An 11,822-nucleotide genomic window follows, 5' to 3' on the forward strand; every position below is an offset into this window, starting at 1 on the left:
GCTCGCCCGCGGCGTCGAGCACCACGCAGCCCACCGGCGGGTTCGGGCTCGTCGTTCCGCGCACGTCCTCGCTGGCCTCGATCGCGGTGCGCATCGCGGCCGACAGCGCGTCCATCGAGCCCACCGCGGTCACTGCCTGGCGTGCGCGAAGGCCGGGGCGGCCTTGGCCCGCAGCGCCTCGATGGCGCGCGACGGGTCCTCGGCGCCGTAGACCGCCGAGCCCGCGACGAAGCAGTCCACGCCCGCCTCGGCGGCCTGCTCGATGGTGTCGGCGTTGATGCCGCCGTCGATCTCCACGACCAGGTTGAGGTGGCCGGTGTCGACCATCTCGCGCGCCTTGCGGGCCTTGTCCAGCACCTCGGCGATGAACTTCTGGCCGCCGAAGCCGGGCTCGACCGACATCACCAGCAGCGTGTCGTAGTGCTTGAGCACCTCGACGTAGGGCTCCAGCGGGGTGTTCGGCTTGATCGACAGGCCCGCCTTGGCCCCGGCCGCGCGCAGGTCCTTGGCCAGCATGACCGGGTCCTTGGCGGCTTCGACGTGCACCGTCACGTTGTAGGCGCCCGCCTCGGCGTAACCGGGGGCCCAGCGGTCCGGGTCCTCGATCATCAGGTGGCAGTCGATCGGGATGTCGGTGACCTTCAGCAGCGACTCCACCACCGGCAGGCCCAGGGTCAGGTTGGGCACGAAGTGCGCGTCCATCACGTCCACGTGCAGCCAGTCGGCGCGGTGGCCGGGCTCGCCGTTGACGGCGGCCACTTCGTCGGCGAGACGGGCGAAGTCGGCGGAGAGGATGGAAGGCGCGATCATCGGCTGGTTCGACACATGCGGGAGTGTAAATGCACCCGTTCGGTCGGCCCTGCTGGGCTGGTGGTGGGGGGCGGGTTCCGGGCGCCGGGACGTCTCCGGGACCGAATCGGCTCTGCCGGTTCGGCTGCGGTTTCGTGGGTGGTTTCCGGGGCTCTCGCCGACCCCGGACCCCCGGCAGGTCTCCGGGATGAGATGGGGCTGTTCGCTGCGGTTCGGTTGGGGTGGTTCTCATCCCGTCGACCTCCACGGAGGGCTATCAGACCGCGTCAAGGGGGCGATTTCGTTGTTGCGCTGCGGTTTTCGGGAATGTGCCCCCTTGACACGGCCTGATCGGGCTTTGCCAGGTCGACGGGATGAGAACCAAACCCCGCCCTTGTAGGTGGAGGCTTCTTTCTGGCTGGGCGCGTTGGGGTGTCCGGGGCCGGGCGGCCAGCGACTCGCGCCGCTTCCAAGACGTCCCTAGTTCCAAGACGCCCTAGTCGGCGTCCCCGCGTACGCCCTGGCGCCCGCGCACCAGCAGGTAGGCCACGACCAGCAGGACCAGGAACGGCACTCCCGCCTTCCACGCGGTGCCGAACTGCTCGGTGAACGCCGTGGTCACCAGGACCGCGATGATGAACAGCATCGCCAGCACCGTGGTCACCGGCGCCCCGGGCAGCCGCACCGGCGACGGCGGCAGGCCCTCGGCCGCGCGGCTGCGGCGGAACGCCAGGTGGCTGGCGAAGATGATCAGCCAGGTCACCAGTGCGCCGAACAGCGCCAGCCCGAGCAGCAGCGGGAACGCGGTGTCCGGCGACAACGCCGAGATCGCCGCGGCCAGTGCGAGCCCGGCCGCCGACAGCAGCAGCGCCCGGACCGGTGCGCCGCTGCGGCTGAGCCCGGTGAACCACCTCGGCGCGAAGCCGTCGCGGGCCAGCGAGTAGGTCATCCGGGAGGCGACGTAGAGGTTGGTGTTCATCGCCGACAGCGCCGCGGTGAGCACCACGAAGTTCATGATCCCGGCCGCCGCCGGGATGCCCGCCATCGCGAACAGCCGGACGAACGGGCTCTGGGTGACGTCGTCCTCGGTGGACACCTGGTTCCAGGGCAGGATCGAGACCACCACGAGCATGCCGACGATGTAGAACAGCGCCAGCCGCAGGACCGTGCCGCGCGCCGCGCGCGGCACGTCGCGGGCCGGGTTGCGCGACTCCGACGCGGTCAGCGCCATCGCCTCGGTGCCCAGGTAGGAGAAGGTGACCACGGTCAGCGCCAGCCACACCGCGCCGATGCCGTTGGGCAGGAACCCCTGGTGCTCGGTGAGCGCACCGACACCGGTCGCGGGCCTGCCGGGCAGGCCGAGGACGATGTAGGTGATGCCGAGCAGGATGAACACCACGATCGTGACGACCTTGATCATGGCGAACCAGTACTCGAACTCGCCGAAGTAGCGCACGGCGGCGGCGTTGACCGCCAGCATCACCACCGAGAACGTCACGACCGGCACCCACAGCGGTAACTGCGGGTACCAGAACTGCAGGTAGAGCCCGGCCGCGACGACCTCGCTGCCGATGTTGACCACCTGCGCGGCGAAGTAGATCCACCGCTGCACGAACCCGAAGGCTCCGCCGAGGTAGCGCTGGGCGATCGCGCCGAACCCACCGGGTTCGGGGTGCACCACGACCATCTCGGCGATCGCGTAGGCCACCGCCAGCGCGGCGAACGCGCCGACCGCGTAGGCGATGATCACCGCCGGGCCCGCGATCGAGATGGCCAGGCCGGAGCCCAGGAACAGGCCGGTACCGATCGCGCCGCCCACGGCGATCATCCCGACCTGCCGGCCGCTGAGGTCCCGGCGCAGCCCGGGCTCCTCGGTCCTGCTGGTCTCCACCTGGCTCACTCGTGCCTCCCGGGGCGCTCGTCACGTGCCCGAGCACTGTACCCACGGCTGATGACGATCTTTTCTCGATTCGGCCGCGGCTCAGCCCCGGTCGGCGCGAGCCAGTCCCGGTCGGCGCGAGTCAGTCCCGGTCGGCGCGAGTCAGTCCCGGTCGCCCAGTCAGTCCCGCGGCAGGGTCAGGGTGATCGGGGTGCCCTCCTCGACGGAACGGCTCACGGTGCACAGGCGCTCGATCGCGCGCTCCACCGCGTCGACGAGCCTGGCGCGCTCGTCGGCGTCCTCGATCCCGCCGAGGTCGACGTCGAAGGTCACCTGCACCTCCGAGAACTTGTTCGGGTCCTCGGGCGCCTTGCTGCGGTCGGCGTGCACGCGCAGCTTCGCCTCCTCCCCGAGCCGGCGGACGAGCAGGTTCTCGCTGGTCACCGCCGAGCAGCCCGCGATGGCCGCGAGCAGCAGCTCACCGGGGGTGAACGCGTCCGGCGCGCCGTCGCGCCCGATGGTCACCTCGCCGCCGCGGCCGTTGGTCGCGGTGAAGGTGTGCTTGCCGGTGCGGTCGATCTCGACGGGCGTTGAGGACATCGCAGACCACCTGATCTCGGATGTTGGGTGTGGTTGTGGTGTTCCGCCGCGGTGCAGCACCGTGATCGGAACCGTCCAATTCGAACACGTGCCGGCCCGCCGATGTTCCACCCGGGAGAGCCATGACCACCACGACCTCCGACGGGCTGCTGCGGCGGCTCTCGCTGCGGGACCTGATCGTCTCCGGGCTGCTGTTCATCGGGCCGCTGGCCCCGGTCGGGGTCTTCGGCGTGCTGCACGCGCGCAGCGGCGGCGCGGTCGCGCTGGTGTACGTGATCGCGACCGCGGCGATGGGGTTCACGGCGTGGTCCTACGCGCGGATGTCGACCGCGGTGCCGAAGGCGGGCTCGGTGTTCGCCTACGCCAAGGCCGGGCTCGGGCGTCCGGCCGGTTTCGTCGCGGGCTGGATGATCCTGCTCGACTACCTGCTGATCCCCAGCGTCGCCTCGCTGTTCGTCGGCATCGCCGCGAACTCGCTGCTGCCCGCCGTACCGGTGTGGGCGGCGACCGGCGCGGCGATCGCGGTGGTGACCGCGCTGAACCTGTCCGGGGTCAAGGTCGCCGCGGTGGTCGGGACCGCGGTGCTGGCGATCGAGATCGTGCTGCTCGCGGTGTTCGTGGTCGCCGCGGTCGTGGTGCTGGCCACCGAGGGCACCGACCGGTCGCTGCTCGCGCCGTTCACCGGCTCGCCGCAGGCGGTGCTCGGCGCGGTGTCGGTGGCGGTGCTGTCGTTCCTCGGGTTCGACGCCATCGCCTCCTTCGCCGAGGAGAACACCGGGTCGTCCCGCCAGGTCGGCCGCGCGCTGCTGTTCTGCCTGGCCCTGACCGGCGTGCTGTTCATCGTCCAGACCTACCTGGCCGGGCTGCTCGAACCGCTGACCCCGGAGCAGCTGGCCGCAGCCCCGGACGCGCAGGACTCCGCGTTCTACGACATGCTGCGCGCCGCGATCGGCGGCTGGCTCGCGGTCGCGGTGACCGCGGTGAAGGCGGTGGCCCCGGCGTTCTCCGCGATGGTCGCGCAGGCCGCGGTGAGCAGGCTGCTCTACGGGATGGCCCGGGACGGGCAGATGCCGGCGCTGCTGGGCCGGGTCGACCGGCGCGCGCACGTGCCGCGCAACGCGACTCTGCTCGCCGCCGCGGTCACGCTGCTGGTCTCGGTGTGGGCGGCATCGGCGACCGACGGGCTGGAGGTGCTGTCATCGCTGGTCACCGTCGGCGCCCTGGCGTCGTTCGTGCTGCTGCACGCCGCGGTCGTCGGTTACTTCGCAGTCGCCGGGCGCGAACGCGGCTGGGCGGTCGTGGTGGCGCCCGTCGTGGGCGCGCTGATCGCGCTGGCGGTGCTGGTCACGGCGAGCCCGCTCGCGCTCGCCGCCGGCGGGGTGTGGCTGGTGATCGGGGTCGCCGCCCACCTCGTCACCCGCGGGGGCCCGGCGGAACTCTCCGGCGGCCGGGACCGACAATCTGACCGTGGACTGTGAGAGCTGCCGGATCTCGGTGTCGGCGCGGCTGGACTCGGAGCCCGGTGCCGCGCCCGCCGAACAGGTCGAAGCCCATCTGAGCCGGTGCGCCGCCTGCCGGGCGTGGCAGGCCGAGGCGACCGCGCTCACCCGGAGCCTGCGGGTGCGGCCCGCCGTCGCCACGCCCGACCTCGTCGACGTGGTGCTCGACCGGTTCCCGCGCAGGCTGCCGGTGCTGCGCCGCTCGCTCGGCGCGGTCGCGGTGGCCCAGCTGCTGCTCGGCCTGGCGCAGATGCTGGGCTTCGGAACGCACGGGCACCACGAGATGAGCGCGCACCTGTTCAACGAGAGCACCGCGTGGAACGTCGCGGTCGGCGCCGGACTGCTGTGGGCGGCCATCCGCACCAGGGCGGTCGCGGGGATGCTGCCGGTGCTCGGCGTGTTCCTGCTGGTGCTGACCGGCTTCTCGCTCTACGACCTGATCACCGGGGTGGTCACGCTCGACCGCGTCGCCTCGCACGGCCTGATGCTCATCGGCCTCGGCCTGCTCTGCGCCGTGCACTGGACCGGCCGGGGCCACCACCCCGGTGGATCGGCGGGCAGCACCGGTCACGACCACGTCGACCTGCCGCCGTACGACGACCTGGTGCCCGGCGAGGCTCCGCCGACGCTGCGCCCGACCGCCCAGGAGCGCCGGGCGGCCTGAGAACCCGGGCTGACCGAGAATCCTGGGCAACCAGAGCGCCGGGCAGCCGAGAACCCCCGGCAGCTTGAGAACCCCGGGCAGCCGGAGAGCGCCGGGCAGCGGAGAACGCCGGGCTGACCGACAACCCCGGGCAACCAGAGCGCCGGGCAGCCAGAGCGCCGGGCGGACCGAGAACGCCAGGCAGCCCGAGAACGCCAGGCAGCCCGAGAACCCGGGCAGCCGGAGTCAGTCCTCGCCGATGTCCTCGTTCCACAGCGCGGGGTGCGCCTCGATGAACTCGGCCATCATCCGCGCGCACCCGGGGTCGTCGAGCACCACGACCTCCACGCCGTGCTCGGCCAGCCAGTCGTGCCCGCCGTGGAAGTTGCGCGCCTCGCCGATGACGACCCGGCCGATGCCGAACTGCCGCACCAACCCGCTGCAGTACCAGCACGGCGACAGCGTGGTGACCATGGTCGTGCCCGCATAAGAGCGCTGCCTGCCCGCGTTGCGGAAGGCCGAGGTCTCGCCGTGCACGGACGGGTCACCGTCCTGCACCCGCCGGTTGTGCCCCCGGCCCAGCACCTGCCCGTCGCGACCGATCAGCGCCGCGCCGATCGGGATCCCGCCCTCGGCGGCCCCGGCCCGCGCCTCCGCCACGGCGACGTCCAGCCACCGCCGGAACTCCTCTTCCGACACCGGCTCCTCCTCCAGCCACTCACACCCGAAGCAACGCGCAGAACATGGCGTCCGTGCCGTGCTTGTGCGGCCAGAGCTGCACCGACGGTCCGTCGCCGAGGTCGGGCACGTCCGGGAAATGCGGGCGCGCGTCGATCTGCTCGACCCCGGCGCGGCGCACCACGTCCGAGACGACCCCGTCGGTCTCCGACAGGTGCGGGGAGCAGACCACGTACGCCACCACGCCGCCCGGCCGGGTCAGCCGCACCGCCGACATCAGCAGCTCGCGCTGGAGCTTCGCCAGCTCCGGCACGTCGGCGGGCCTGCGGCGCCAGCGCGCCTCCGGCCGCCTGCGCAGCGCGCCGAGCCCGGTGCACGGCGCGTCGACGAGCACCCGGTCGTAGCCCGGTTCCAGACCGGGATCGCGCCCGTCGCCGACGTGCACGTCGACCGCGAGTCCATCAGTGCTGCGGCGGACCAGTTCCGCCCGGTGCGGGGCCTGCTCGACCGCATCGAGCGTTCCGCCGTCGAGGGTGACCAGCGCACCCAGCAGAGCGGCCTTGCCGCCGGGGCCTGCGCACAGGTCCAGCCACCGCCGGTCCGGGCCCTCCAGCCCGGCTCGGGTCAGCGCGAGCGAGACGAGCTGGCTGCCCTCGTCCTGCACGGCCGCGAAGCCCTCGCGGACCGGCTCCAGCTCGCCGGGGTCACCGGCGCCCGCTTCGAGGTGCACGCCGTAGGGCGAGTACGGCGCCTCCTCGCCGCCGGTGATCGCGGCGAGCTCCTCGGCGCTGATCTCGCCCGGCCGGGCGGTCAGGTGCACGGCGGGCCGGGCGTCGTCGGCGGCCAGCGCCGACTCCAGCTCGGCGCCGGTGGTGCCGAGCGCGTCGGCGAACGCCTGGGCGATCCAGCGCGGGTGCGCGTAGCGGAACGCGAGGTGGCCGACCGGGTCCTGGGCCCGGTCGGGCGCGAGCCGGTCCACCCACTGCTGCTCGTCCCGCTCGCTGATCCGCCGCAGCACGGCGTTGGCGAAACCGGCCAGCTTGGAACCGGACTCGGACCGAACCATGTCCACGGTGGACGCGACCGCGGCGTGCGACGGGATCCGGGTGCGCAGCAGCTGGTAGGCGCCCAGCCGCAGCGCGTCCAGCAGCTTCGGGTCGACCTCGGTCAGCGGGCGGGCGCTGCAGTCGGCGATGATCTCGTCGAGCATGCCCTGCGCCCGGCACGCGCCGTAGGTCAGCTCGGTGGCCAGCGCGGCGTCGCGGCCGGTGATCCGGCGCTGCTTGAGCAGCGCGGGCAGCGCGAGGTTGGCGTAGGCGTCCCGGTCCCGCACCGCGCGCAGGGTCTCCAGCGCCGCCAGCCGGGCCGGGTCCTCCGCGGGCGGCCGGGCGGGCCCGCGGCGGGGCCGCGGCGGACGGGATCCGCCCGGCCGGGAGGGCTTGCGGGGACGATGGTCGGTCACTTCAGCCGTTCTCCTCGTTCGATCCGGCTCCCACGCGCCCAGTCCGTGGCGGCCATCCGCTTCTTGCCCTGCGCCTGCACCTCGCCCAGCGCCACCGCGGTGGTGCCGGTGCCGACGAGCACCCGCTTGCGCTCGACCGCGATCTCGCCCGGCGCGAGCCCTTCCTCGTCCACGGGGGAGACCGGTCCGAGCTTGAACCGCTCGTCCCGGAAAAGCGCCCACGCACCGGGGTCCGGCGTCACCGACCGGACCAGCCGGTCGACCGCGAGCGCCGGGGCGGCGAAGTCGACCTTGGCGTCGTCGACCTCCACCTTCGGCGCGTAGCTGACCCCGTCGGACGGCTGCTCCTCGGCGCGCAGGGTCCCGTCCTCGATCCCGTCGAGGGTGGCCAGCAGCAGCTGCCCGCCGGAGACCGCCAGCCTGCCGAGCAGGTCACCGGAGGTGTCGGTACCGCGGATCTCCTCGGTGACCACGCCGAACACCGGACCCGCGTCGAGCTCGGGAACCAGCCGGAACGTGCTCGCCCCGGTGATCTCGTCGCCGTGCCGGATCGCGGCCTGCACCGGCGCCGCGCCGCGCCAGGCCGGCAGCAGCGAGAAGTGCAGGTTGACCCAGCCGTGCCGGGGGATCTCCAGCGCCTTCCGCCGCAGCAGCGCGCCGTAGGCGACGACCGGGCAGCAGTCCGGCTCCAGCTCGCGCAGCCGCGCCAGGAAGTCCGGATCGGACGCCTTGGCCGGGGTCAGGACCTCGATGCCGTGCTCGTCGGCCAGGGCGCCGACGGGCGACCGGACCAGCCGGCGCCCGCGTCCCGCGGGGGCGTCGGGGCGGGTGACCACGGCGGCGACCTCGTGGCGACCGGACTCGATCAGCCCGCGCAGGGCGGGCACCGCGGGTTCGGGCGTACCGGCGAAGACCAGCCGCATCTCAGTCACGGACCTTTCCGAACAGCGGGTGCGGGCTCTCCTTGAGCACCGGCGCGTTCCCGCCGTCGAACCAGGAGGCGCGGCGGATCTCCTGCATCGCGGCCTTGCGGGTCTGCTCGTCGAGCCGGTCGACGAACAGCACGCCGTCGAGGTGGTCGGTCTCGTGCTGGATGCAGCGCGCCAGCAGGTGCGAGCCCTCGATCTCCACCGGCTCGCCGTGCATGTTCCAGCCGCGCGCGACCACGTTGAGGTACCGGCGGCACTCCCAGGTCAGGTCTGGGATCGACAGGCAGCCCTCCAGGCCGTCCTGGATCTCGTCGCCGACGGCGTCGAAGCTCGGGTTCACCAGGTGCCCGGCGAAGCCGTCGCAGTGGTAGGTGAACACCCGCAGGCCCACCCCGAGCTGCGGCGCGGCCAGTCCGGCGCCGCCCTGGTCCTCCATGGTGTCCCAGAGGTCGCGGACGAGGTTGCGCAGCTCCTTGTCGAAGTCGACGACCTCGTCGGCTCGGGTCCGCAGCACGGGGTCGCCGAAGAGCCTGATCGGCTGGACGGTCACGCAGGTCTCCCTGGACGGGCGGGAACAGGACCCCAGGAGTCTAGTGCCCGCACCCGCCGGGCTCCTCCCCACCGCTGGCGGGCGGTGCCGCCGGTCACGGCCGGCGGCACCACCCGCGGGTCACCGCGCCGGAACGACCACGGCGGCGGATCCGCCACCGCGGCGCTCGGGCTCGGCCGCCGCGACCCAGCGGCCGTCCGGCAGCAGCTCGACCCCGGTCGCGGCACCGATCTCGCCGCGTTCACCGCCGTCCTTGAACTGGTGCCCGATCGCGCGCAGCTTCTCGGCCTCTGGCTGGGACAGGAAGCCCGCCTCGGCCTCGGTCTGCGCGGAGTTGCGCTGCGAGGCGCGGGGTTCGGCGATGGCGTCCACAAGGGACAGATCGCGGTCCAGGCGGCCGGTCAGCACCTGGAGCACGGTGGTGATGATGGTCGCCCCGCCGGGGCTGCCGACGGCGAGCACCGGCTTGCCGTCCTGGAGCAGGATGGTCGGGCTCATCGAGCTGCGCGGGCGCTTGCCCGGGGCGGGCAGGTTCGGGTCCGGCTCGCCCGGGGTGACCGGGGTGAAGTTGAAGTCGGTCAGCTCGTTGTTGAGCAGGAAACCGCGACCGGGCACCACGATCCCGCTGCCACCGGTCTGCTCGATGGTCAGCGTGTAGGACACCACGTCACCGCTGGCGTCGGCGACGGTGAGGTGCGTGGTGTTGGGGCCTTCGTAGGGCTCGGTGCCCTCGGCGGTTCCCGCCGCGCAGCCCTTCGGGTCGCGCGGATCGCCTGCGGCGACCGGGGTGGGCAGCACCGCGTCCGGGGCGATCAGGCACTCGCGGGAGTCGGCGAACTCCTGGCTGAGCAGTTCCTCGGTGGGCACGTCGCTGAACGCCGGGTCGCCGACCCAGCGGTTGCGGTCGGCGAAGCCGATCTTGCTGGCCTCCAGGAACCGGTGCAGGTACGCGGTCTTGTCCGCCGCGCCGAGGTCGGTGCGCTCCAGGATGTTGAGCGCTTCGCCCACGGTCGTTCCGCCTGAGCTCGACGGCGCCATGCCGTAGACGTCCAGGCCCCGGTACTCGGTGCGGCTCGGTTCCTGCTCGACCGCGCGGTAGCCGCGGAGGTCGTCGGCGGTCATGCCGCCCGCGCGGACGTTGCGGCCGGAGGCCGGGTCGACCGGCGGGGTGCGGACGGTGTCGACGACGTCGGCGCCGACCTCCCCGTCGTAGAGCGCTTCGACGCCCTCCTCGCCCAGGGTGCGGTAGGTCTCGGCGAGGTCCGGGTTGCGCAGGACGCTGCCGACCTCAGGGGGCTTGCCGCCGGGCAGGAACAGGTCGCGGGTGGCCGGGAAGACGCTGAAGCGCTCCTGGTTGCTCGCGGTCTGCGCCCGGAAGGTCTCGTCGACGGTGAAGCCGCGGTCGGCCAGCCGCTCGGCCGGGCGCAGCACCTCGGCGAGGTCCTTGCCGCCCCAGCGGTCCAGCGCCTCCTGCCAGGTCTGCGGGGTGCCGGGCACCCCGACGCCGAGCCCGCTGGTGACCGCCTCGGCGAACGGGATCGGCTTGCCGTTCTCCAGGAACATGTCCTCGCGCGCCGACGCAGGAGCGGTCTCCCGGCCGTCGATGGTCGACACCTCACCGGTTTCGGCGTCGTAGTGCACGAAGTAGCCGCCACCGCCGATGCCCGCGGAGTAGGGCTCGGTCACCCCGAGCGCCGCAGCCACCGCCACCGCCGCGTCCGCCGCGGTCCCGCCACGGCGCAGCACCTCGATCCCGGCCGCCGTGGCGTCCGGGTCCACACTGGACACCGCTCCGCCGTAGCCGACCGCCTCGGCCTGCTTCGGCGGCACCGGCGGTCCCGCCGGAACGGCCTGCGCCACCGGTGCGACCAGCACGCACGAGGTGAGCACCCCGACCGCGGCCCGCGCCTGTCTCCCAAGCACCATCGTCACCCCTCCAACAACGACAACGCCCGATACTTGCCCAGCCCCCAAGGAAAAACAACCGATCCCGGCCCGGTTCTTGGAGGCGGCGACGTCGCGTGGTCTCCATCTTCAAGCGGCGAAGCCGCTCAGCCCACGAAACCCGCACCGCCAAGCAAGACGAGCCCTACAGCAACTCCAGCGGGTCCATGCGGACTTGCAGCTCCGTCGCCTTCCTCGCCGCCCGCACGGCCTGCGCCTCGTGCAGCGCCGCCGCGAGCGCGCGGCCTTCGGAGCGCGACACGCGGACCAGGACCCGCTCCCGCTCGGAGTTGCCCTCCTCGTCGACCTCGCCGATCGGGACCGGCCCCAGCACCTCGCCGGTGGCGGGCATCTCCACCAGGTCCAGCAGCGACTCGATCGCCTCCGGCGTGCCGTCGACGGCCGCGACCCGCCGCGCAGGCGGGAAGCCCAGCTCCTCCCGGCCCGCCAGTTCCAGGGCGGCGAACCACGCCGGGTCCCACCGGACCAGCGCCTGGACCTGCTGCAACGACGAGTCCGCCATGACCACCACCCGGCCGCCGTCCTGGGCCGGGCGGACCATGCCCGCCGCCGCGAACCACAGCCGCAGCGCCGCCTCCGACGCCCGCAGCTCCGGCCGGGACAGCAGGGTCCGCCCGTCCAGCAGCAGCGCCGCGCCGTAGCCGCCTTCGGCGACCGGTTCGGCTCCCGGCGTGCACACGATCAGCGCGGGCTTGGCGGGCACGGACTCCAGCACCTCTCCCCCGCCCGAGGTCCGCACGGCCACGCCGCTGAACGCCCGTCCCAGCTCCTCGGCGGTCCGCCCGGCGCCCACGGCGACCGCGCGGAGCCGCCGCGACCCGCACGACG

At 73.3% G+C, this 11,822-nt stretch carries 10 protein-coding genes and 2 pseudogenes; 2 read left to right on the forward strand and 10 right to left on the reverse strand.

Annotated features, from left to right (window positions below; genetic code table 11):
- The 4 genes and pseudogenes from ABD691_RS33805 to ABD691_RS27895 all read right to left on the reverse strand — a co-directional run.
- Positions 1 to 115, reverse strand: a pseudogene (locus tag ABD691_RS33805) (bifunctional diaminohydroxyphosphoribosylaminopyrimidine deaminase/5-amino-6-(5-phosphoribosylamino)uracil reductase RibD); the annotation flags it as partial.
- 14 nt (positions 116 to 129) lie between these two features.
- Entirely contained in the window at positions 130 to 810 is a 681-nt protein-coding gene (gene rpe / locus ABD691_RS27885) for a ribulose-phosphate 3-epimerase (RefSeq protein ID WP_425565177.1), read from the reverse strand.
- Positions 811 to 1,285: 475 nt separating this feature from the next.
- Entirely contained in the window at positions 1,286 to 2,689 is a 1,404-nt protein-coding gene (locus ABD691_RS27890) for an amino acid permease (protein ID WP_344684737.1), read from the reverse strand.
- Positions 2,690 to 2,848: 159 nt separating this feature from the next.
- Positions 2,849 to 3,268 carry an OsmC family protein gene (locus ABD691_RS27895; protein WP_344684739.1) on the reverse strand — a complete coding sequence of 140 codons (420 nt, stop codon included), beginning with the start codon at positions 3,266 to 3,268 and terminating at the stop codon, positions 2,849 to 2,851.
- Between the two features lie 122 nt (positions 3,269 to 3,390).
- Between ABD691_RS27895 and ABD691_RS27900 the strand changes: the two genes are divergently transcribed.
- Together ABD691_RS27900 and ABD691_RS27905 are read left to right on the forward strand one after the other, a co-directional pair.
- The gene (locus ABD691_RS27900; RefSeq protein WP_344684741.1) at positions 3,391 to 4,746 is read left to right on the forward strand and encodes an APC family permease; all 1,356 of its coding nucleotides are present in this window, start codon (positions 3,391 to 3,393) and stop codon (positions 4,744 to 4,746) included.
- Positions 4,736 to 5,431, forward strand: coding sequence for a zf-HC2 domain-containing protein (locus ABD691_RS27905; protein WP_344684743.1), 696 nt, complete (start codon positions 4,736 to 4,738; stop codon positions 5,429 to 5,431). The genes ABD691_RS27900 and ABD691_RS27905 overlap by 11 nt, the downstream gene beginning before the upstream one ends.
- A gap of 225 nt (positions 5,432 to 5,656) precedes the next feature.
- Here ABD691_RS27905 and ABD691_RS27910 read toward each other — a convergent pair whose 3' ends face one another.
- From ABD691_RS27910 to ABD691_RS27935, 6 genes and pseudogenes are all read right to left on the reverse strand, one after another.
- Positions 5,657 to 6,109: a nucleoside deaminase gene (locus ABD691_RS27910; RefSeq protein ID WP_344684745.1), complete on the reverse strand. Its 453-nt coding sequence runs from the start codon at positions 6,107 to 6,109 to the stop codon at positions 5,657 to 5,659.
- Between the two features lie 19 nt (positions 6,110 to 6,128).
- On the reverse strand, positions 6,129 to 7,550 hold the full coding sequence (locus ABD691_RS27915; RefSeq protein ID WP_344684747.1) for an RsmB/NOP family class I SAM-dependent RNA methyltransferase: 1,422 nt from the start codon (positions 7,548 to 7,550) through the stop codon (positions 6,129 to 6,131).
- Positions 7,547 to 8,473, reverse strand: coding sequence for a methionyl-tRNA formyltransferase (gene fmt / locus ABD691_RS27920; protein WP_344684752.1), 927 nt, complete (start codon positions 8,471 to 8,473; stop codon positions 7,547 to 7,549). Before fmt ends, ABD691_RS27915 begins: the two co-directional genes overlap by 4 nt.
- Before the next feature lies 1 nt (position 8,474).
- Complete coding sequence (def, locus tag ABD691_RS27925; RefSeq protein ID WP_344684749.1) at positions 8,475 to 9,029, reverse strand: peptide deformylase; 555 nt, start codon at positions 9,027 to 9,029, stop codon at positions 8,475 to 8,477.
- A gap of 120 nt (positions 9,030 to 9,149) precedes the next feature.
- Positions 9,150 to 10,955: a gamma-glutamyltransferase gene (gene ggt, locus ABD691_RS27930; RefSeq protein ID WP_344684751.1), complete on the reverse strand. Its 1,806-nt coding sequence runs from the start codon at positions 10,953 to 10,955 to the stop codon at positions 9,150 to 9,152.
- A gap of 163 nt (positions 10,956 to 11,118) precedes the next feature.
- Positions 11,119 to 11,822: pseudogene (locus ABD691_RS27935) on the reverse strand (primosome assembly protein PriA); the annotation flags it as partial.

The sequence above is a fragment of the Saccharopolyspora taberi genome, assembly GCF_039534165.1.
Lineage (GTDB): Bacteria > Actinomycetota > Actinomycetes > Mycobacteriales > Pseudonocardiaceae > Saccharopolyspora_D > Saccharopolyspora_D taberi.